Here is a 22,391-nt window from a genome sequence, read left to right as displayed (position 1 = left end):
GTGCATTTTTGTAAGGAACGATCGTTATTGCTTATCGTTTTACCTATAATTAACAACAGTCAGCTGTGATGCTACTAAATTTTAAAAAAAATATTTCACCTACAATTGTCCCATTATAAAATAGGCTATGAATTTAGGGCTTAATTCTGTTGAATAAAGTGCTATGAGAATATTCCCACTTACTTATAAATGAATAGTTTGATTCGTTGAATAATTGAAAAATTGAATGGATTTGCGCTATTGTTATTAATGATGTAGTAGTCTGCGACTTATTTCATAAACTAGTAAACTAAGTTGTGCCATCTAGTTTGGTTAAGCGGTCTACTGAATGATGAAACCTATATTATAATAATTAGATAATGAGAGATGAAATGAGAAACATTTACACTTTAGTTTTTATCGTTTGTTGGTGCTTTGGGGGACAAATTTATGCTCAAAACATTACCATAAAACAACAAGTTATTAGAGGTTATGTAGTTGATCGAACGACAGAAAATGGTATCAAAGGTGCTTTTGTCGAACTCTTAAATCATTCGCCTAGAATAACTGCAATTTCTGATGAAAATGGCGCGTTCAATTTAGAAGGAATTCCAGTAGGACGGCAACGTATTCGGGTTGAGTATCAAGGTTATTACGAAACAATACAAGAAGAATTGGTCGTAAGTGGAAAACAAACGGTGGTTACTATTCTGATGGATGAAGAAGCAGAAAGTTTTATTACCATAGAAGCAGATCGAAGTACGATTAAGGATAAGGGGCGGTTTCGCAATGAAAAAATGGAAACTATAGACGAAATGAACCCGATTAGTGCTAGAGCTTTTAATGTTGAAGAGGTATCGAAGTATGTGGGAGGTTTTAATGACCCTGCTCGTATGATCACTAATTTCCCTGGTATGTTTAATATAGATGATTCGCAAAACTTCATTGTATCAAGAGGAAATAGCCCTTATGGGATGCAGTGGATGATAGAAGGAGTACCTGTCGAAAACCCGCATCATTTTGCTACGATGGGAAATACAGGGGGAATCTTTCCCTTAATCAATACGAACCTATTGGATAATTCAGATTTTGTAAATGGAGCTTTGGCGGCACAATATGCTAATGTCTATTCTGGGGTTTTTGATGTTAATTTGAGAAAAGGAAATAATACACAACATGAATTTCAACTGCAACTTAGTTCTTTTGGTTTTGATGTAATGGCGGAAGGACCTTTTAAGAAAGGGGGAGCTTCTTATGTGGTTGGTGCTCGAACGGGTATTTTTGATTTGATTCAATTAGCAGGTATAGATATAGGTACTAATGCTGCGCCACATTATTATGATTTGAATTTTAAAGTAGAAATTCCGACCAAAAAAATGGGGAAATTTTCATTTTTTGGAATCGGAGGGCTTTCAGATGTTGCTCTGTTAAATGAAGGAATAGATACTAGTGATATTTTTTCAGAGCAGGGAGTTGATCTTTATATTAATGCTAACTTTGGCTTGTTGGGGGTAAAACATCAAAAGTTCTTAGACAAACAAACGTACATAAAGACAACACTATCTTATCTGTTAGAAGATTATAGGTCTCAGAGAGATACAATTTATCCAGATAGTATCGTGCCTTATTTTTCGGTTAAGAATTTTCGCCAGCGAATTGGTTTGTCTAGTGTGCTTAATAAAAAAATTACACCCAAATTTACTTTTAGGACAGGAATTCACGCTTATCTGCACTTTATTTCTATTTGGGATCGCTGGTTGCAACGAGACGAAACGCATTCTCGTGCGAATGACATTCAATTGTTAGCCAGTGGCTTTTTTCAAGCAAGGTATAAGTTTTCGCCCCGTTTTGTCATCACATTAGGTGTACAAGGTATGTATTGGACACTCAATAAGAACTCTTGGGCCATAGAGCCTAGAGTAGCCCTCAATTGGTATATTGCTGCCCGTCACAAACTTAGCTTGGGATATGGTTGGCATAGTAAAATTCAGTCGTTTACGATGTCGTTTTTTGTTCAAAAACAGTCAGATGGTAGTTATGATGAAAGTAATCGGGAGTTGGGAGCCACAAGAAGCCATCATTTGGTATTATCTTATGATGCTTATTTAGCTAAATACTGGGGATTAAGAGCGAATATCTACGCTTTATACAATACCAATATCCCTGTATTAAAAACACCAAGTAGTATTTCTTTGGCTAACCATGGAGCATTCTCGTTGTATCCTGAATTGGTAGGATGGGAGAGTACAGGTGAAGGTTTTGGATATGGTGCAGAGTTGTCCATCGAGAAATTTTTTAGCCAAGGCTATTATGGTGTGCTCTCAGGAGCTTATCAACGAGCATTGTATAAAGGAAGTGACCAAATTTGGCGTAGCAGTGCGTTTGATGTGCAATACATTGCGAATATCGTTGTTGGAAAAGAATTTAAAATAGGGAAGAAAAAACGAAATGTGCTCTATACAGATGTTCGATTTAATGTTCATGGAGGTTTGCCCTATACGCCGATTGATTTGGAGGCATCTAGAGCAGCAGGAGAAGAGGTTTTATTAATGGATCAAGCCTATTCCGAACGCTTGGGGATCTACAAACGTTTAGATTTGAGACTTGGTGCTCGTTTTAACCATCGCAAAAAGCGTATTTCGCATCATATTTATATTGAGATTTTGAATGTGGCTAATTTTAAAAATGATTTGCAAGTCAAATACAATCCTTCAACAGAGATGATTGAGCGAGCAAAGCAATTTGGTTTTCTTCCGAATTTATACTATCAACTTCGTTTTTAAGAAATAACCTCTTTAGATAGATCATTTTTTCTGAACTATGCTTTAGAAACAATAAATTTTGTAACTTGTGTGTAGAAATTTTATATTGTTTTTTGATGAATTGTATAGGTTCTCATTCAATTGAATGGAGTGTTGTTAGAAATTTTTGACCAAGAAAAGAAGGACAGAAGTGTAAACTACTCCCTAGTGTTAAAAATCAACGAACTACTACTTTAATAATACTCCGTTGCTTTTTTAGTTTTCTACGAAAAACATAAAAAAACATCTTGCAATAAACTAATACGATTTTTCAACGGAGTAATGACTTTAATAGAAAATAAAAAAAAATGAAAATAGGTGTCTTATTGGCAGGAAGTGGCGTATATGATGGTTCTGAAATTCAAGAAGCCGTTTTTACATTACTTGCTATTGACGAATGTGGGGCAGAAGCAGTTTGTATTGCTCCTAATGAGGAACAACATCATGTCGTTAATCATTTGACAGGAGAAGAACTACCAGAAAAACGAAATGTTTTGATAGAATCAGCACGCATCGCTCGTGGCGCTGTTAGTGATTTGGCAAATGCGACGATTGATGACTTTGATGCGTTGGTAATTCCAGGGGGCTTTGGCGCTGCAAAAAATTTGAACCAATGGGCAATTGCTGGACCAGAAGGAGCTATTCATGCAGATGTAAAGCGTCTCATTTTGAATATGGTAAAAGCAGGAAAACCTGTAGCTGGATTGTGCATGGGACCTACTGTAATTGCTAAGGCATTGCAAGGAGAAGATATCAATGCTAGTCTGACAGTTGGAACAACCGAAGCTTCTTCTCCTTACGATATAGAGGGAATTAGCAATGGCTTAAATGAGATAGGAGCGTTGGCAACAATGGCAACGGTTGAAGAGGTGATTGTTGACCATACCAACAAAATAGTGACGGCTCCTTGTTATATGATGGATGCAAGTGTTCGAGAAGTTCGTGAGAATATTGCTATGGCAATTGTTGAACTGATTCATTTGGTACAAGGGGAACAACAAGAAACAACTTAAATAATGCAATAGGTGGTGATAGAGCTACCACGCAGTAGCAGCGCAGCTAACCAACGAACTACGAATAATAAATATCTACCCTTTTTAACATCAATAGCCAGTGTGGGAGTCCATTAGCAATAATTTAGATTGGAGTATCATAAGCTTACCTTTTATTTCTGCGATAATAGGATGGGGAACGAATGTCCTAGCCCTAAAAATGACCTTTTATCCTCTGGAGTTTATTGGTTTTAAAATACAAGGTATAAAAGCGATTGGTTGGTCTGGGTTTCCTCCAATTGGTTGGCAGGGAATTATTCCCTCCAAAGCAGAAAGTATGGCTAGTAAGGCAACAGACATGATTACGACAAAACTAATTGATGTAGAAGATCAATTTGCTCGAATTAGTCCTGCAATTGTTGCCAAAGAAATGGAGCCAAGCATTTTGCGACTTGCTAGAGAGGTTACCAATGAAGTCATGACGAAGCACGTACCGATGTGGAAGTTGTTGCCCAATGCCCAAAAAGAGAAAATCTACGCTCGTGCTGCCGAAGAAATACCAAGCGTTATTGAGGAGATTATGGAGGAGGTAAAGGTCAATATTACCGATGTTTTTGATCTCAAAGCAATGGCCGTTAATCATTTGACCAATAACAAAGACTTGCTCAATCGAATCTTTTTGGAAGTAGGCGACAAAGAATTTACTTTTATTGAGCGTTCTGGTTTTGTTTTCGGTTTTATATTTGGTGTATTTCAAGCTATTTTATGGCTTTATTGGAGAGCAAATTGGCAACTACCAGTCGGTGGCTTGTTGGTGGGCTACCTAACCAACGTATTAGCATTGAAAATGATTTTTTCGCCAACTAATCCCATCAAAATTTTAGGTTTCAAAATACAAGGCTTGTTTATCAAACGACAGAAAGAAGTTTCTAGAGGCTATGCTCGGTTGGTCTCAGAAAATGTCATGACTATGGACAATGTGTTTACACAAATGTTCAAAGGCAAAGGTGCTGATAAGCTGATTAAAATCATTGAAAAGCATTCTAAAGAAGGAATTGACAAAACAGCGGGATTTAACAGCTCTTTGATCAAGTTTACATCTGGAACAGACACCTATGATGAAATAAAAATGATTGCTGTAAATCGTTTTATAGAGGCAGCTCCAGAACAAATTCATGTGGTGTTTGATTATGCCAAACAAGCATTAGATATTGAAGAAACAATGTATACTCGTATGACAAACCTTCCGCCAGATGAGTTTGTTGATTTCTTGCGCCCCGTTTTTCAGGAAGATGAGTGGAAGCTAATCTTAACAGGGGCTATATTGGGAATGATCGCAGGATTTTTGCAACTCTTGTTGGTTTTATAAAGCATACACAGCCTCGTCCGTGCTGCTAAAGGAACCTTACCCGTCACATCAATACTAAACAACTGCTAAATTGTGTTAATAGAATAATAAGGTAGCTGCATTTTATGTCATTTGTCCCAAGACCTACGTTATTAAAAATATGTTGTCTATTATGTTTTAGTAGTTCGTTGATTTTTTACTTTTTTACCAAAAAGATAAAAAAGCACATTTATATTAGTTTGATAATCAAATTTTTAACACAAAACGCAACAAATTTACAACTTATTGATTATCAAACTAATAAAGTTTTTCAACGAACTATTGATGTTTTATAGCAATGTTATAACTACTGATAATTAGAAATGTTAGTAGTTGTTATGTAAGGCTTGTTATTCTATCTTATCACTTCTCTATGTCTGCTAAAACACTATACTACGGATCTATTTTGGTCTTGGGGGTAGGTTATTTTATTTTTCTACAAAATAAGCTCCAAGCTAAGAAATTGCAAGAAAAGAATCTATATGAAGTGTCTCAGCAGGAACCATTGTGGGACGAAAGTGTCGAATTAGAGTATACCTCAAGAAAGGAGGAGCTATCGGACTGGGCGAATCAAATGTCTTGGAACGAGCGCATGAAGCAAAAACATACTTCTTTTATCTGTGCAACTTGTGGGGCAAAGGGCGAGAGGGTACAGATTGTGTTGTTATCCAATGCAGAATTTATGATTTTGTTGAGAACCAAAGACTCAGAAGAAATTTATGCACATGGTGAAATTATAAAAAGCTACAGCGACAGTACCATTCGCTATGTTTTGGAAGCGCCTGTTTATTCCAAAGAAGAAGGGATTAGTTTACAACAATACAATTTTTCGGGGCGATTTTATCAAAATGATGGAAAACGAATAGAAGATTGGAACACATTTGAGGAGGATTCTAGAACTGTAGAGCAAGTTATGGACGTTTCTTGGAATTCTAATTTTGATACACCTAGTTCCTATCTTGAGCGATGGGTTTTTGAAGAGCACAAAAAAGGTTGGAAGAATGCATGGACTGGAGAATTGTATCAAAAAATAGTAAGTGGGCATAAAAAATTATAGTCAAAAAATAGTCTTATTTTTAGTGCTAGTCGAAGAGGAAAAGTGCGGCTTTACCTGCGGTGCTACTGCGTGGTAGCGAGCTAAAGCAAATTTTTCCGATGAAGAGTAGTGCAAAAAGAAGGTTGTTTAGCTGCGCTGCTACTTCGTGGTTTATAGAATTTTTTCTGAACGATTACTTACCTCAACTTATAACACAGTAAACCTCAAACATCCTCAAAGTAATAATTTATAGAATCTTCGAGCAACTGAATCAATTCTTCATCCATATAAGGATAAAGATCAGGAATATCTAAAACGACAATATCTTGATTCTGCAAAGCTGCTCGAAAGCGTTGTTGGATCTTAGATTTGTGTTTGTTTTCCATGACAAATATCACCTCCGCCCATTCAATCATTTTTTGAGTTAGACGCACCTGCGCAGAGCGTTCCGTGCCCGCAGAACGAACATGGAGACCATTTCTATTTTTAAAAATAGTCTCAGCCGTTCGACTTCGCCACTTATTTTTACTACAAACAAAAAGGACTTTAATCATTAGAAGCTCGTCTAGGTGATAAATAACGTTTGTATGCCTTCAGAGCTTCAAGTAGTGCCATTTTTCTCAATGGATATTGAGCATGCAAATCACCTGATGCTTGCTGAAAGTAGTTGTAGAAAGGATCGTTGTACATTTGATTTCCAGCAGCACTATCCTTGGCTGTTGCATATTCTTTGGCTACTGCCATTGCTTGAAGTGCAATACCAACATGTCCTGTCGAGGTTGTTGTTTCATCCAATAATTTGATTAGGATATCCATTTCCTCGATTACTTCCATTGTAGTCATTTGCTATTATTTTAAAGCGTTTAAAATCATTTTATTTATTTAGCAGCAGCAACCTAGCCAACTGTCATTATTAGAATACTTGTAAGCTATAAAAAAAACTTACGTTTGATTGATTATCAGTTTTTATTTTCTAGAGAGTAGTGTGAATAATTAACTGTGTAGCAATTGGAAGTAGCAAGTTGATGTTATTCTTTTATAATTTGAATGGACTCACTAGTATCCATATCCGATTCTAGAACAATCAATTTATGCCCTTCTTTCCGTTCTACTTCTATCGCTGCGGTATTGGGAGGAATTTCTCCTAAGTTGTGAGCAATCAAAGTTAGTGTATTGACACCAGGCAATAATGGCACTCGAAATCCTTTTTTATTACGTGTTAGTGTATGCTCTTTGAGGAGAATTTGACCATTAAATTCTAGAGAAATAATATCACCATCTTCTCGATTAGAGTCCCAAACTTGAACCCATATAGAATCTTTAGGAACATGAATGGTTTCTTTCACAATCTGCTTTCTATTACTATAAGCAGGTTTAGCGACTAAAGGTTCCTTGGGAGAAGTACTAGTTGTTGTCTTGGTAGCAACAATATTCATTTCTACCACCGTATCTATTTTTTCTACGGTAGCAAGAACGGGTACAGGAGGACTACTAAATCTTTTCTTTCGGCGTACCCAAATATGTGCAGGGGCACATGTTTTCTTTTTATCATCCCAACTTGTCCAAACTCCTTGTAAGTATTCGTATTTTTTATCTTCCGACCAAGTTAACTGAGCCTCACTAAAACAAAATCCACGATTTCGACTGTTTTTAGTTTCAAATATTTTAGCATCAGCTTTGTAATTAATTCCTTTGTTGCTTGCTGTTGCACGAACTGCAAAACGAGCAAAATGTGTTTTTTTAGAAGCTTCTTCTATGTAGTATTCGCCTGTATAACGGTTTTTTTTCTTGTCGAAAACCAATGTTAATTGCACATTATGCGTATTGGTACCTTCTTTCCATACGCCTCGTTCCCAATATTCCTTATAACCATCCTTAGAAGAAGCCCCTTCACTATGATCCAAATAACCTTCCCATCGTCCGGCCATATTTTGAGCACATAAGATTTGAAAGCTAAACAGGTGCATTAAAAAGACAAATTTTATTTTCATTGATTGAAATTTTGCTGATAATGTTATTTTTCCCTTTCCTAAAATTAACAGGATTTTATGTTTTTGCAAAGGAAGAGAGTAAAAGTAATTGCAGGATAAAAATAATGTCCATTTAATTGTAAGCATTCAGGGAAAGCTAGCCTTATTTTTCTTGATAGGGGATATTTTGAATGGCGCAAATTTCTTGTAAAAATACTCTTAAAGTAGCAAAGCTTTCAAAATTTCGAATGACAACAGAAAAAGGATCGTAAGACGTACTAGGATTGATGTAACCATGGCATCGAATCTTTTTGACATAGGTTGTTCCATTATTTTGATAGGTAAATACCAAACTTTTAAAATCACTATTAATTTGGCTTTCGGTTCCCAATCCCCATGCCTCAATCTTGACCAAGTCTTTTATTAAAATTGAAACAACTTTATTTTTTGGAAAAAAAGTTCTGTAAATTTCAATTTTGTCTGGATGAATATAAAAATCACAGTTGGTTAATTGCAAATACACCAAAACAATTATGGCAAAACAAATCATTAAAGCAACTGTTCCGCCAATAAAAATAGGATCTAAATAGGACCCATCATAAAAGCTAGTACTAATATACAGACTAACAGGAAAGCCAACGGCTAGAAGAAAGAACAAAACCATGCCATCAAACCCTCGAGTAGATGGACTAAAATGCTTTACTTTTTTGTGAGTGAGAATTTCTTGATAACTACTAATGCTGGAGCCATATAAAGCCGTTTCAATTTGAGCAGCTAAGTTATTGACGTCAACTAAGTAATACAGCCCTTTTTCTTCTAAAAGTCGCAGTTTGTTTTGACCAACTTTTTTATACAAAACATTATCCAAAAAATTGATGTTATCTTCTTCGTTTTCATAATGTTGCTCTAGTTCTTTAATGTAACCCTTTTCTTTAGCAATACGCCATATATCATCTACCCATAACAAACGTTGGGTCTCCTCTAGTACTCTATAAGCTAGTTCTAAATACGTCATAAGAAGAAGATAGGTCGATAATAAGTAAGTGTCCTAAAGGAACCATGCCATCAAAACAGCTCTTTTTAGCGTAGGAACTTTGGGGATATTACTTGAATAAATAGTTATAATATTTGATGATTAGTTAAATCATTACTCCATTGAGACCAAGTGGTAGCAGCGCAGCAAGTGACAAAGCGAACGAACTAACGGAGTATTATTAAATATAACGTTTATGTTTTGCTTTTTTGATAAAATCAGCTATTTTTCAAGCATTTAAGACTTAATAAGGTGGTTTTTGCCTAATGATACAAGCGTTGACAGATCAATTCAAGCATTTAGAAAATGGTCTTCTTGGAGTTGTGGAACTCGTTGTTTGGAAAGATTTTAAGAAATGGTATCAATTTCTTGAAATCGAAGAATGTAGTATGTTCCAGACTTTTCCATATCTTTTTGAATGCTTCCATTTAATTGTATCGCTAATTGCTGAATTAGACGAAGCCCCAAAGATTTTTGCTTTTGAGAATTAAAATCCCCTGTATAACCTGGACCATTATCACCAATTTCCAATAGAAAGTTAGGAGCATCTAAAATTTGCATTTTTAGAGTTAATTGACCTGTTTGAGCATCTGGCATTCCGTATTTAAGAGCATTGGTAATGATTTCTGTAATTAACAATCCTAAGGGAATAGCCGTGTCTATGTTTAGAAACAATTCAGGAACATCAAGATCTATTTTTACTTGATGGTTGATGCCTTTAAAGGAGGATACCAGTTTTTCTACCAATTGATCTAAGTAACTTTTATAATTAATTTTAGACAAATCGTTAGATTGATACAGCATTTCATGAATCATTGCCATAGAATTAATTCTATGTTGACTTTGACTAAAAAGCTCTTTGGTGGTAGGGTCAACAATACTATGGCTTTGAAGACTGAGTAGGCTCGTAATTACTTGAAGGTTATTCTTAACACGGTGATGGATTTCTTTGAGTAATAAATCCTTTTCTTTGTTTTTCTCATTGATTTGGGCTAAACTATCAGCAAGCACTTTATTTTTCTTATTCCTCAATCTGAGAATCATCAAGGTGAAAATTAACACACTGAATAAGCTAAGAATAGAAGCCCATTGAAAATAATCTTTGAGCTGATTGTTTTGCTGTTCTACTCGACTCTTATCTTTGAGGTAAGCCAATTCATTTTCTTTCTCATTGATCAAAAACTCTGCTTCAATCTCCAAAGCAAGTTTTTCATTTTGCTGTTGATTAATAACTTTACTTAGGGTAATCCATTTTTTTTGGAACAACAAACAGGAATCTAAAATATTCTGGTGCTCATATATTTCTGTTAATTGCTTATAGGTGGCTAGTAAGGTATTTAAATCCCCTAAATCTTGAGCGATAGTTATGTTTTTTTTGCTCCATAGAGCAGCTTCATGTACCTTATTTCTTGATTTGTTATAACTAGCATAGTTGGTGTAGCACAACATAAGCATTTTAGGATTGTTTGTTATTTGCGCTATGTGATAACTTTGATCGTAAAATAATTTAGCAGAATCATTCTGATTTAATAGAGTATAGATTGCTCCAATATTAGATAGATTGATAATCATTCCCAACGAATCTTGGATAGACATTTTTATGTCAAGTGCTTTTTTGTAAAAAGGCAAGGCATTTTGCCAATCCCCTTGAAGCCGCTTTATCTCTCCCAAATTGTTTAGAATACTAGAAAGAGGCTTAATTTGTTGATTGTTTTCTGCAATTTCACGAGCAATCTCCCAGTATTTTTCGGCTTTGATATACGCTTCTTGATTAAAATAAACACCACCAATTCTATTGTATAAGTTGGCAATTATTTCAGCTTCTTGTGGAGGATAGGAGTGTTTTTTTTCGTTAGAGTCAATGCCCGAAATAATAATATTGGATCGAGTTCGATTCAATTTATTTTTAATAATATTAGTCCCCTTAAATAAACAATCTAATGACTTATTGTGATTTTTTTTGTTGTCGTAAAAGACTCCTAACTTGTAATAAATCTTTGTAAGTAAATGATTGTTCTTTTGTGCGACACCTTTATCAATTAACTGATTAAATGTTTCTGTGGCCTCTGCATACTTTTGTTGTTCATACAACAATTTGCCTTTGTCAAACAGCAAGTCTAATGATTTGGACAAAGTTTGTGCTGTACCAATAACATTGTATAGGCAACAAAAAAGAATGATACAGACTTTATAGTGATTCATTTATAGGGAGTTATAAGATGGTAACATAGGACAAGTTATCCCAGTAAATTTACAAAAAAAAGAATGTATAGAAGTAATTATTTCCCCAAAAAACAAGCAGCATCCATCTAGTCGCAGTGGAGATGACTGTTGTTATTAGGTTTTTTACTAAAATAGTCTATTTATAATGAGGATATACCGCTTAATTAGGTACAAGTATCTTGCCTAAAAAAGAAGTAATCGTGTTGTAACGTTAAATAGAGCAACTTTTTTAACAGTAGTAGTTAGCTACGCTGCTACTTCGTGGTTTCAACGAACTATTGTAACAGAGAATAGCAATTTGTGTTTACAACGCAAGAACTATGAGACTATATGTTTGGTTAGCTTTGCGGATAGTTTGAGAGATTGATTAGGTGAAAACTTTAAAAGTTGTAGCATCGGACAAGCTTTGTTTTGAAGAGGACAATGAAAGTGAGCTGGAATTATTCCCTTTTGACCTACTGCTATAGCTTGTTGATGCGCAGAACAAACTCCTCCAACATGAATGGAAAAGTCTTTTAAATAAATCTCATGATTAACCAAGTATTGGTACAAACCACCAATCGTCCAAAACTCATTTTCAAAATCATCCTCTTCGTCTATAAATTCCCCACAAAGCTCTATTGAAACACCTTCTTCCAAGTCTGTTTCATTATATAGAACGGATATAATTTGCTGTTCTTCCAAACTTAATTCATCCCACCAATTGGTAATATTAGGAATTTGATTGGGCAATAAATTCTCTTGGATTTTTTGTGGTAAGTTAATCATGTGTTATATTTTAGTTTTTAGGTGGAAAACAATTACTAAAGTTTTTGTGCAAGGCAAAGGGGGACACTTCTTGGAGGATTGTAGATTACCAATATTTGAAAACAGGATACTCTATCGGTTGATTATTTACGCCAAGTTGGTAAAGCACTTTGTCAAAGAAATTCCAAGTAACCAAACCATCGTCAGATTGAGGCTCTAATAAGTAAAAAATTAAGTTGGCCAAAGGTTGAGCAAGGTCAACTTTATAAGAACCTTTTGGGAACGATTTATTCGCAGGCGCAAAGTTTCCTTTTAAAGTGACCATATTATGTCGTTCAAAAGGTTTTTTATTTACATCTAATTGTTCAATCGTAAAAACTTCACCAGAAAAGCTAGTTTTTTGTGTCAGTTCTTCTACTACGATACCATGTGCTCGCAAATGCTCTACAATGTTTTTTAATTCGGCAGGGAGAATATAACCTCTAGGAACAGTAGAAGTAACAGTGGCTTCAAAAGCGCTATAATTGGTAACATTAGGAACATCAATTCTATTAGCAGTACGTGCGTATTTTGTTTTTCCTGTACTATCGGTATAAGGAAGGTATTCATAAGTTCTCAACTGAAACGGCTTTGTTGTTGGTACCATCTTAAAACGAACGCCATTTTTGTAAGTACCTGCTTGGGTTTTTATTTTATGGATGGTTTCAGTGGCGCTTTTTTTATTAATGGTCATAATTTGTCGTCCATGCAAACTAGTATATTCAAGTATTTCTAAGGCAAACTTATGAGCAGAATTAATACGATGATAAAATTTGTCATGTGCAAATGTTTCACTAAGAATGGCCATTTTGTTACGCAAACCGAACTGATTGACCAGATAACGAGGGTGGTGATTATAGGTGTAGAATTTTTTAGGAGGCCAACCTTCCGCCAATGAATAACCGCCATAGATATCAAAATGCAAATCGTATTTATCTAGGACATTTTTTTTGATTTTAGGCAACATGATATCCTTAGTATAATCAGAGGTAGCAGGATGACCTGCGTAATGATAACTATGCGCATAGGTTAGTTCATTGCCATGCCAAACCCCATTGGTTGTGTGCATATCGACAAAAACATCAGGGTCCCATTTTAGAATTAAATTTTTCATCAATCCTTTGGTTTCTACCGCGTCCATTTTTATTCCATCTCGATTCAAATCCCAATCCCCACCACTACGCCGGCTTCCCGCTAGATGAGGACAATGCTCTTGAGATTTTCGATGTTCAGAAGAAAGTTTGTTATTGCCATCTGGATTATAATTAGGAACAAAAATAACAATTTGATTATTGAGCAAATAGGCTTTGTCACCGAATAAGATTTCTCTCATTAAAATCATCAATGCTTCCTTGCCTTCTACCTCTCCACCATGAATATTACCTTGAAAATAGATAATTGGTTTTCCAGAGGCTTTTGCTTCTTCTGGTGTTCTAACAGCAGGATTAGCCATGACGACCAATGGAACTGACCGACCGCTATCGCTTATCAGCAAAACTTCTGTATGGACTTGATCGCTTCTTTTTTGAATGGCTTCAACAAAGGCAACCACTTCCTCAGAGGTAGATGTTTTCTCAAAAGCTGTTTTTTCAGGTGTCGTGAGCAATTCAAAAGGTAATTGAGCTGCTATTTCTAGGCTAAAAAAAAGAAATAGGAGAGTTGTTAAAAAAACTTTCATAAGTTATTGATTGAGTAAGTCAAAACAAGGAGCAAAATGTGAAGCTGGCATTGCTTTTTTGGATGTAAAAAACTCTATAGGAAAAGTAGTCATCGTGGTGGCTAAAGAAATTTTACTGCGCAAATGGTTGATGGTGCCTTCATTGCCATCCAATATACGAATGTGCGAAGGAATAAGCGTTTGGATGATTGGTTTGAAATAGATAAAATGAGTGCAACCTAATACAATGGAGTCAAACTCTTCCCAGTTGATGTTTTGAAAAGAATGGTTGAGGTAGTGAACAACCTCAATGCCATTAAAATTAAAGTTTTCGGCAAAAGTGACCAAACCTTGAAGTGAAAGACGTTTGACCTTGTCGGTAGCATTTAGATTTTCGATGAGCAACTGAAGTTTGTTTTCTGCCAAGGTTTTTTTTGTTGCACAAATCAGTGTTTTTTTATGTTTGGCCAATTCGATGGCAGGTTTGACAGCTGGTTCCATGCCTATGATTGGAATGGTATATTGTTGGCGCAAATCCTTGACAACAACACTAGTGGCCGTATTGCAGGCCAAAACTAAAGCTTTAAGATCTTGTTGCATTAAAAATTCAACGGCATCAAATACCAAGGTTTTGATCGCAGCAGTAGACTGAATGCCATAAGGCGCATTGTCAGAATCTGCAAAATAGATATACTGCTCGTTTGGCATTTGCTTTAAAGCTTCGTGCAATACCGTTAAGCCACCCAACCCAGAATCAAAAAATGCCAATTTCTTCATGTATTACTTTGCCTATTTAAAAATATTTAATGTTCTATTTTGTATTAGTAAAAGTACAAAAAAGCCCCAAGTAGCGAAAGCTACTTGGGGCAAATTCCACATTTCATGAGTTTTTGTTCTTGGAGAGGAATTATTCTTTGATAATTTTTTCTGTCAATTGAGTATTTCCGTTAACAATGTGAAGGATATACATACCACTGATTTCTTTACTCAAGTCAATTTCGATGGTATTCGTATCTTGAACTTGTTTTTCTATTACAATTTGCCCCAATGTATTGAGAACTTGAATGCTCGTTTCCGAAGTTTCAGCATTTTTTAGCTGAACATTAACCAAGCCTGTTGTTGGATTGGGGAAGGTTTCAACACTTGTTGGTTCAAAATTCAAGCTGTTGTTATCGTTAGAAACCTGCTCACGTCTTACTTTTCTAAAGTTGTCCAACCAAGTAAATTGATTAACAAACACCTGACAGTGACTAGGAGACTCTCTTCTTAATGTAACTGTATATTCAACTCCAGTTGTATAAGAGAAGCGAATACCAGAGCCATAAGGAGCCGTAGAAATGGTAGTTCCAAATTCATCAACAACTGTCCATATATCATTGACTCCAGACATGCTAACATTGGGTTGGCAAGAAACCTGATTTCCAAACAAAGGCGTAAAGCTAAAGGCTGCATTACCGTGGTTGTTGTAAACTTGCAATAAGTCAGTTACGGTGATGCTAATGGTTTCTGTACATCCATTGGCATTCACAACAGCTGTGTAGGTACCTGGTCCAAGGTAAGGAACTTGATAGCCTGGACCTGAGTTGGCAATAGAAACTGTTGTTCCGTTTTCGTCCGTATAAGTCCAGTCGAAGCTATAGCGAATTGGTCCAAATGGATCGCTATGCCAACCAACGTAACTAGGGCCACGCTCTGTTAAAGAACAGTAGGTAATATTAGCAGGGTGCTTGATGCCAACTCCTGGATCGTATACTGTAAACGTGTGTCTAACTTCACAGCCAAACTCATCATAAGCTCTTACTGTGTAGGTCCCATAAGATGAAGGCGTAAAGTAAGGTCCTGTTCCTACAGAAAATGGAACGCCAAATTGTGTCCAGATGTAGGTAATGCCAGGTTGTCCTACAATACCACCAGAGGTAGCAAAGATGGGTTGGAAATTGCTATTACAGAATGCATAAGCACTTTGCATATTTAGGACAATTTCTGGATGAATAATCATCTCATAAGTCTTGGTGCAGGTAAGACCATTTTTAGAGTAGGTATATTCAAATGTGTAGGTTCCTGCACCTGTTGTAGGACCATCTAGAAGATAAGGGAAATTAAACACATTAGCATTGGCATCAAATATAACAGCACCGTTGACTGTCAGTGATAAAGGAGTTGTAGAATTGCCATACAGTTCATAATAATCATCTTCTGTGAATTGAGTACTTTGGTTGTAACACAATTGGTTGGGCATAGATAGTTCTGCATCAGGGTAGTTAACTCTAATGGTAAAAGCATCTGTTGTTGTACAGCCTGTTGCTGTATGAGTAATGTCTACCGTATAATTGGTATTGGTAGTTGGAGTAGTTACGTTCGGGTTATTAGGACTCCAGTTGCTATAGGTAAAACCGCTAGTAGTCGGAATTGTAACAGAAGCGTCAGGGCAAATAGTCAAGTCACTAATTGAAGTACTTGGTGCTAAGTTGATTTTAGTAAACGAGTAACGATGCCCACAACCACAATTACTAACAGGTGTTCCCATGATACCATACGAGAACATCAAAAATGTATTTCCTGTTGTAGAAGAATATGGGGGTAAATTGATTGTAATATAAGTACCCCAGTTCCAAGTATTGAAATGTTGAGGGGCAGTTGTACAGCCAGAAACACCTTGACAGACATCAGCAATATGTGTCAATGGGTTTGGGTTTGCGGGTGGACCTACAATAGAACAACCTATTTTGCTTGTTAAGCCTATTGTAGCTTTTTTATTTACCCCATCAAAAGACAATTGAGTGCCATTTAATGAACAAAGATTTTGTATAACTAGTTGGTCACCAGGGCAAAGTTGACTTGTCATGTCTGATGTAACATCATAAAAATCTGTTCCATTCGTATATGCTGTATATTCTCCAAGATAATTGGCAACAGAAACTGAGTTTCTCCAGATCTTGAATTTAAACATGACATTTGTTTGAGCAGATACACTACCAATTGTCAAAAAGCAAGCACTAAAGAATGCAATTAAAAAATTAAATTTCATATTTATCAGGTTTTAATTAAAAAATAAAATAATGGAATTTTTAGACAAAAAAAGAGTTCGTTACGTTATTATAATAGAGAAAGTACTATTATATGTATATTGTTGATAACCCCATTTCTTATCTACAAAAATATAATTGATTTGATATTTTATATAACCAATATTTATTGTTTCTTTACATCCCTAATTGAATTAGAATTGAAATAAATAATTGATTTTTAAAAGATTAGTTGCCATGTCAATTACACCCAAAAGCAATTTATTAGAACTCATAAACTCTCTAAGTACCAGCGAAAAAAGATATTTAAAACAATTCATAAACAAATCAGGAGAAACAAAAAGCAACCATGCTAAACTGTTGAATGCAATCGAAAAACAGGAAGTATATGACGAAGAAAAATTAAAGAAAAAACTAAAAAACACGACAATTGTCAAACAGTGGAGTCGCGTCAAAAATTACTTGTACAACTACATCCTCCGAGTCCTACAAAATTACTATCAACAAGATGCTGAGTTTGAAATTTTAAATAACCTACAACAGATTTTTTTGCTTTATAAAAAAGGAATTTATGAAGATGCCTATAAACTGTTGATGAAAACAAAATATTTGGTCTACGAGGGAAGTTATCCAACACTGCTTCCTTTTATTGCGGATTGGGAAATGAGGATGGGGCATATTGTACATCATCGTGTCTTGGAAAGTGAGCCGATTAATTATGAAGAAAATAATCAATGGGCAATAGATGTCGCTAGCAATCTACTGTTTTACAATAAGATTCGCGTAGATGTTATGAGCAACAAAATGAATAAAGGGCGTTATCTTAGAATGAAGGATGGCAATGAAGTCATTTTAAATAAAGATATCTTTTGTTCTTTGGATTTGGCTAAAAGTCCAATGGCAAAGTGGTCTTTCTTGTCTTTAAAAAATCTATTATACGGACAACAAGGAGCTTATCTAAAGGGATTTTATGAAATGAAAAAATGCATGGAATTGCATGAGGAATACCCTTTGCTAGAAAAGCAAACACCATTTTCATACATTACTACTATTAATAATTTTATTATAGATGCCATAGAGACAGAGAATTGGGAAGATATACCATTTGTTATTGAAAAAATAGATGCGTGTATTAAAGAAAACAAAGCGTCTACGGTTCATGTTTTGTTGACGAGCATTAAATACAATGCCTTGCTAAAGACTAGTATTGGACAGCTAAATTATGAAAAAGGGTTGGAGTATGCAGAACTAGCAGAAGAGTTTGTTGCTCAGAATGAACATGTAACTAATATGTATGTACAAGCACATTTGCTGTTGCACTATTCTGCTCATATTTACGTTGTAAAAGGGGCTTATGATAAGGCGTTGGTTGCTATTGAAAAATTGGAGAAAATCCAGAGAATTCCTATTTTTAGAACGGCTATTTTGCTACTAAAACTTATCTGTTTGTATGAACAGGATGAAGTATTGTTGCTACCATATACCTTGCGTTCTGTGTACCGAAATTTGTTGGGCAAGAAAGATTTGTATGGTGTAGAGCGTATTATCTTAAATTTGCTAAAAGCTGGGATGAAAGTTGTTTCAAAAGAAGAACTGGCAAAAGTATTTCAAAAGTATTTGGTTAAGTTAGAAGAGTATATTGCTAGTGCACCTAAAGAAGAATTAGAATTGCTGCAACACTTTAATTATGTCGCTTGGGTGGAAAGCAAAGCCAAGCAGCTTCCATTAGAAGAGGTCTTAGAAAGAAGCTTAGGAGAGAAAGCAGCGCAAAAATAAAGTGAAGAAAAGATAATTCTATGCTAGAATAAGAGTATCTTTAGCAGTCCAAGAATGATTCCAATTATTAGACAAAACAATTGATAATAGGTAATAATATTGCTAGGTTGAAGCAACGTAGTAGCACAAAGGAGCTGCTTACGGAGTATTATAATAAGTAATCGTTCAAAAAATACTTAGACTAAAAAAGAATAGAAGCAAAATGGGAAAAAATAAGAACGAAGAAGAGTTTGATTATGACTACGATTATGATTACAACTACGATTATGATTATAAAAATCAAGGTAAAAAACAGCAAGAATCGGCTGATGAACTGGATGATGAGGCAAATGTAAGAGATAGCAATGGAAATGTTTTGAGAGATGGAGATGCTGTGATGCCTATTAAAGATTTGAAGGTTAAAGGGGCTTCGCTAAACTTAAAACGTGGAACGGTTATTAAGGGAATCCGTCTAACAGGAGATGATAATGCTGTAGAGTGTCGAATAGGGAAAAAGACAATTGTCTTGAAAACGGAGTTTTTGAAAAAGAAATAATTGTTTGTATCAAGACTAAGCATCTCTAAAATGCAATAGGTCGCAAATGATCTTTTAACACAGCCAAAGGGGCAATTATTAGAGCAATGTTTTTAGGAAATTGATGTATTGAGGATGATAATTCATACCATTGTGCCCCGCTTTTGGGAGGGCTATAAACTGGTCGGTAGGTTTTAAAAGTTTTTGGAGACGTACGGATGAGTTAAAGGGAATTACTTGGTCTTGGTCTCCATGAAAAATGCTAATCGGAACAGTTATTTGTGGCAAATAGCGGTATGTTTCAAAGTGATATTTCAGCAAAAAGGTAGGGATAAAGGCATAGTATGCTTGCATCATGTCTACTAAACTGTAGTAAGGTGCTTTTAAAATTAATTGTTGTGCTTTGTTGTTAGCTGCCAAGTAGGCAGCAACTCCTGTACCAATGGAATAGCCTATGATGGTAATTTTTTCTGAAGGATATTGTTGCTTCGCCCAATCATAGGCTTTTTGGGCATCTCCAAAAAATTGTGCCTCACTGTAAATGCTTCCTGTACTCTTACCAAAACCCCGATAATCTAATAGAAAAATATCATAGCCTAAATTCAAATAAATTGGAGCGATTCGCCCCCAGCCATTTAAGGCACCTGCATTGCCATGCAAATAAAAGATGAGTCCTTTAGAAGAGTCTTGTTTGAACCAAAGCCCGTTTAATTGCTCAGGTGGATCAACTGGAATTTGAACTTCTTCAAAAGGACGTTGAAAAGAAAATTCAAAATTTGAAGGCAACTGGCGAGGAAAGAAAATTAATTTTTCTTGAAAAAAATACAACCCAATACAAATCACTAGGTATAAAAATAGAAGGGTTTTTAAAGTAGCTTTGATAAACTTTTTGAGTGATTTCATAGAAGCGTTATTATTTTTGTCGTTTTGTAGCGCTTTAGATGTCTTTGGCAGAAGTGTTTTAAACAGGTTCACCAATTAGATACATTTTATTCCCTGCTTTTCCTTTTATAATGCCCTTTTTCCATGTATAATTATCAGAAGGTAATTGTGCCAAAATTTCATCCCAATCGGCTAGGGTGTAGGTTCTAGCGTTAGAAACGGCGCCATCCCAAGCAATAAAAATGGGAAGTAAAGGAATTAAATAAGTAAAAATGATTTGTCGAAAACTGAGAGGTCGAACAAATGGCGTAAGAAAAAAGACCATTAAGAAACTTGTAGGGATGGCTAACCACCAAAGAATAAACGGCAGGCTATTGTCACTAATCTCATAAATACAAATTGGCTGTCGATCCTGTTGTGCAGCACGAAGAATGTTTTGTGCTGTTTCGGGACGCATATGATGCATACTACAAACCATGGTGCGAAGACCTTCTTTCCCTTTTGAAACATTGGTTGCATCTACAGGCTCGGTTAGGTAACTAAGGTTCGGGTCTTTTTGCGCATTAATTTGGGCTGCAACTTCTGTATTGGGGTAGAGGTCTGTCAAAGTTAAGGACAAGTTAGAAAAATCATATTGAGTTTCTAAAACTTGTTTAACCTCTTCCATTGGTCCTCCTGCCCCTGAACATAGGTCTATAATTTGATGCGTACTCGTTCTTTTTAAAACAGGAGCAAGTAGTTGCGCTACATCATCTGCCGATCCCAACAATCGATGCATGGTGAGGATGTAACGAGTCATGCTCATTCTCAAAAAATTAGGAAACCAGTGAAAGTCTTCAAACTCAAATAGGTGGATGCGTTTCATAGTGGTATGATATTTCAATTTAGCGAATAGAGATGCCAATAGTAAATTTATAATTTTTATAAAATCAAAGGAACAAAAATTCTATTAAAATGATTGTATTGTTGTATTTTACATCATACAATTTACGAGTATCAATTCTTAAGAACGATTATTTACTATAAATCTTTAAAAACTATGTTCGATTGGTTTTTTAATTTATTTAAAACAAAAAAAGAGGAAGAAGAGCCTATAAAAGTTGACTACAGTGTGCATGATTTGGGAACGGGGTTTCTTCTGGATTACAATATGGAAAGTTGGGAGGTTTTGGCTTCTTATACTTACCGCTACAAAGGGTATTCATCCAAAGAATATAAAATTAGATCAAGCTCAGAAACAAGATTCTTGAACGTGTCGGATAGCAATAGTTTGTTATTAGGACTTAGTAGAGAAGCGAATATTAATAACATAGATAGCGGTTTGCGTTCTAGTGTTGCTATGGGGCAACCTTTAACACGGATTACTTGGAATGGAGAAACGTATTCGTTGAAAGAGTCTGCCAAAGGACAGTTTGCTGATGATGCGATACAAGATTGGGCTAATTTTTCTAGTTGGGAGTATGTTAATGCAGCCAATACGAAGTTTATTTATGTTTCCAAATGGGAAGATAATTCGATAGAGTGTTATGTTGGAGAGTACCTTAAAGAACATGAAATTTCAAACATCTTAGCGAGTACTTGAAGGTCACGTAAGAGTGGTATGAGAAAAGGATGTGGAATCTTGTTCTTATTTATGTTGGTTTCTCTGTTTTTAAACCTCTTGCCCTTTAGTTGTAATAATGCTGATATAACCGAAGACCCCGTTCGATTATTGATCGAACAAGAGTCGATGGAGCCAATGTTTACCATATTGCTCTTTGATATGGATCAAGAGGGTGTTTTTTCTAAGACGTACAAACATCGTTATCGGGTTATTAAAGAAGAAAATGGTAAGGTGGTTGGCAAGGATACCAAATGGTACAATGTGCCTTCTAGTTATTTTCAGCAGAATGAAAATAATTTAGGTATGGAAATGGCGGCTAAAGATAGTACTGGAAAAATTGCTCGAACAATAGGACCACCTGGTTATACCAACTACATCGGAAATCCTAGATACGGTTATTGGGGAGATGGTACAAGCCAGCCTGATTCGTTGTCTAACAATGGTGCCAATGTGGCGACTAATTTTTGGTATTTTTATCCTAAATACACTAATATTCGAGAATTGCTACAACTTCCAGCAGGTAAGATTTATCAAAAAGACCACAAAGAGGCTAGAAATTATTACAATCGAGGATTTATTTACTACGGAATTATTACCTCTGGAGGACGGCGTAGGTATGGAACGTATAGCAACCACTATCGTACGAATACTTATAACAAACGATGGTCTAGAGGGGGAGGAGGATATGGAAAGTAGTTGCTCGTTGTCTTGGGAAGCGTACTTTTA

At 35.6% G+C, this 22,391-nt stretch carries 19 protein-coding genes; 8 read left to right on the top strand and 11 right to left on the bottom strand.

Translation table 11 applies throughout. The features are described 5' to 3' along the window. Window positions 1-371 precede the first annotated feature (371 nt). From QP953_RS24115 to QP953_RS24100, 4 genes are all read left to right on the top strand, one after another. The gene (locus QP953_RS24115; protein WP_309553205.1) at window positions 372-2,762 is read left to right on the top strand and encodes a carboxypeptidase-like regulatory domain-containing protein; all 2,391 of its coding nucleotides are present in this window, start codon (window positions 372-374) and stop codon (window positions 2,760-2,762) included. 326 nt (window positions 2,763-3,088) lie between these two features. Then, window positions 3,089-3,793: an isoprenoid biosynthesis glyoxalase ElbB gene (gene elbB / locus QP953_RS24110; RefSeq protein ID WP_052592761.1), complete on the top strand. Its 705-nt coding sequence runs from the start codon at window positions 3,089-3,091 to the stop codon at window positions 3,791-3,793. Between the two features lie 100 nt (window positions 3,794-3,893). Then, complete coding sequence (locus tag QP953_RS24105) at window positions 3,894-5,141, top strand: DUF445 domain-containing protein (protein ID WP_052592763.1); 1,248 nt, start codon at window positions 3,894-3,896, stop codon at window positions 5,139-5,141. 391 nt (window positions 5,142-5,532) lie between these two features. Further along, entirely contained in the window at window positions 5,533-6,216 is a 684-nt protein-coding gene (locus tag QP953_RS24100; protein WP_309553204.1) for a hypothetical protein, read from the top strand. Between the two features lie 203 nt (window positions 6,217-6,419). Here QP953_RS24100 and QP953_RS24095 read toward each other — a convergent pair whose 3' ends face one another. From QP953_RS24095 to QP953_RS24055, 9 genes are all read right to left on the bottom strand, one after another. Continuing rightward, entirely contained in the window at window positions 6,420-6,749 is a 330-nt protein-coding gene (locus QP953_RS24095) for a low molecular weight protein tyrosine phosphatase family protein (protein ID WP_052592767.1), read from the bottom strand. Further along, window positions 6,742-7,038: a hypothetical protein gene (locus tag QP953_RS24090; RefSeq protein ID WP_052592769.1), complete on the bottom strand. Its 297-nt coding sequence runs from the start codon at window positions 7,036-7,038 to the stop codon at window positions 6,742-6,744. Before QP953_RS24090 ends, QP953_RS24095 begins: the two co-directional genes overlap by 8 nt. Before the next feature lie 185 nt (window positions 7,039-7,223). Then, the gene (locus tag QP953_RS24085; RefSeq protein WP_052592771.1) at window positions 7,224-8,186 is read right to left on the bottom strand and encodes a hypothetical protein; all 963 of its coding nucleotides are present in this window, start codon (window positions 8,184-8,186) and stop codon (window positions 7,224-7,226) included. A 142-nt stretch (window positions 8,187-8,328) separates the two neighbouring features. Continuing rightward, the gene (locus QP953_RS24080; protein WP_309553203.1) at window positions 8,329-9,180 is read right to left on the bottom strand and encodes an HTH domain-containing protein; all 852 of its coding nucleotides are present in this window, start codon (window positions 9,178-9,180) and stop codon (window positions 8,329-8,331) included. Between the two features lie 366 nt (window positions 9,181-9,546). Beyond that, window positions 9,547-11,400: a histidine kinase dimerization/phosphoacceptor domain -containing protein gene (locus QP953_RS24075; RefSeq protein ID WP_309553202.1), complete on the bottom strand. Its 1,854-nt coding sequence runs from the start codon at window positions 11,398-11,400 to the stop codon at window positions 9,547-9,549. Between the two features lie 339 nt (window positions 11,401-11,739). After that, window positions 11,740-12,189 carry a hypothetical protein gene (locus tag QP953_RS24070; protein WP_309553201.1) on the bottom strand — a complete coding sequence of 150 codons (450 nt, stop codon included), beginning with the start codon at window positions 12,187-12,189 and terminating at the stop codon, window positions 11,740-11,742. A gap of 85 nt (window positions 12,190-12,274) precedes the next feature. After that, complete coding sequence (locus QP953_RS24065; protein ID WP_309553200.1) at window positions 12,275-13,885, bottom strand: M14 family metallopeptidase; 1,611 nt, start codon at window positions 13,883-13,885, stop codon at window positions 12,275-12,277. A gap of 3 nt (window positions 13,886-13,888) precedes the next feature. Next, the gene (gene murI / locus QP953_RS24060; protein ID WP_052592780.1) at window positions 13,889-14,641 is read right to left on the bottom strand and encodes a glutamate racemase; all 753 of its coding nucleotides are present in this window, start codon (window positions 14,639-14,641) and stop codon (window positions 13,889-13,891) included. A 130-nt stretch (window positions 14,642-14,771) separates the two neighbouring features. After that, on the bottom strand, window positions 14,772-16,892 hold the full coding sequence (locus QP953_RS24055) for a T9SS type A sorting domain-containing protein (RefSeq protein ID WP_309553199.1): 2,121 nt from the start codon (window positions 16,890-16,892) through the stop codon (window positions 14,772-14,774). Between the two features lie 235 nt (window positions 16,893-17,127). Between QP953_RS24055 and QP953_RS24050 the strand changes: the two genes are divergently transcribed. Both QP953_RS24050 and QP953_RS28650 read left to right on the top strand, forming a co-directional pair. Then, window positions 17,128-18,666, top strand: a complete 1,539-nt coding sequence (locus QP953_RS24050; RefSeq protein WP_052592785.1) for a hypothetical protein — start codon at window positions 17,128-17,130, stop codon at window positions 18,664-18,666. A 376-nt stretch (window positions 18,667-19,042) separates the two neighbouring features. Beyond that, a complete protein-coding gene (locus tag QP953_RS28650; RefSeq protein ID WP_408913551.1) occupies window positions 19,043-19,201 on the top strand; it encodes a PhnA domain-containing protein in 159 nt (52 codons plus the stop codon). A 78-nt stretch (window positions 19,202-19,279) separates the two neighbouring features. On the opposite strand, the gene QP953_RS24040 is transcribed toward QP953_RS28650, so the two are convergent. Together QP953_RS24040 and QP953_RS24035 are read right to left on the bottom strand one after the other, a co-directional pair. Continuing rightward, window positions 19,280-20,083 (bottom strand): alpha/beta fold hydrolase, encoded by an 804-nt coding sequence (locus QP953_RS24040; RefSeq protein WP_309553198.1) that lies wholly within the window; start codon window positions 20,081-20,083, stop codon window positions 19,280-19,282. 58 nt (window positions 20,084-20,141) lie between these two features. Then, on the bottom strand, window positions 20,142-20,927 hold the full coding sequence (locus QP953_RS24035; RefSeq protein WP_309553197.1) for a hypothetical protein: 786 nt from the start codon (window positions 20,925-20,927) through the stop codon (window positions 20,142-20,144). 174 nt (window positions 20,928-21,101) lie between these two features. Between QP953_RS24035 and QP953_RS24030 the strand changes: the two genes are divergently transcribed. Together QP953_RS24030 and QP953_RS24025 are read left to right on the top strand one after the other, a co-directional pair. Beyond that, entirely contained in the window at window positions 21,102-21,644 is a 543-nt protein-coding gene (locus QP953_RS24030) for a DUF4178 domain-containing protein (RefSeq protein ID WP_052592791.1), read from the top strand. Between the two features lie 18 nt (window positions 21,645-21,662). Next, the gene (locus QP953_RS24025; RefSeq protein WP_156039634.1) at window positions 21,663-22,361 is read left to right on the top strand and encodes a hypothetical protein; all 699 of its coding nucleotides are present in this window, start codon (window positions 21,663-21,665) and stop codon (window positions 22,359-22,361) included. Window positions 22,362-22,391: the final 30 nt, after the last annotated feature.

Origin of the sequence: Aureispira sp. CCB-E, assembly GCF_031326345.1 — a bacterium.
Lineage (GTDB): Bacteria > Bacteroidota > Bacteroidia > Chitinophagales > Saprospiraceae > Aureispira.
Note: the sequence above shows the minus strand (reverse complement) of the source record. Positions and strands in the feature narration are given on the sequence as shown.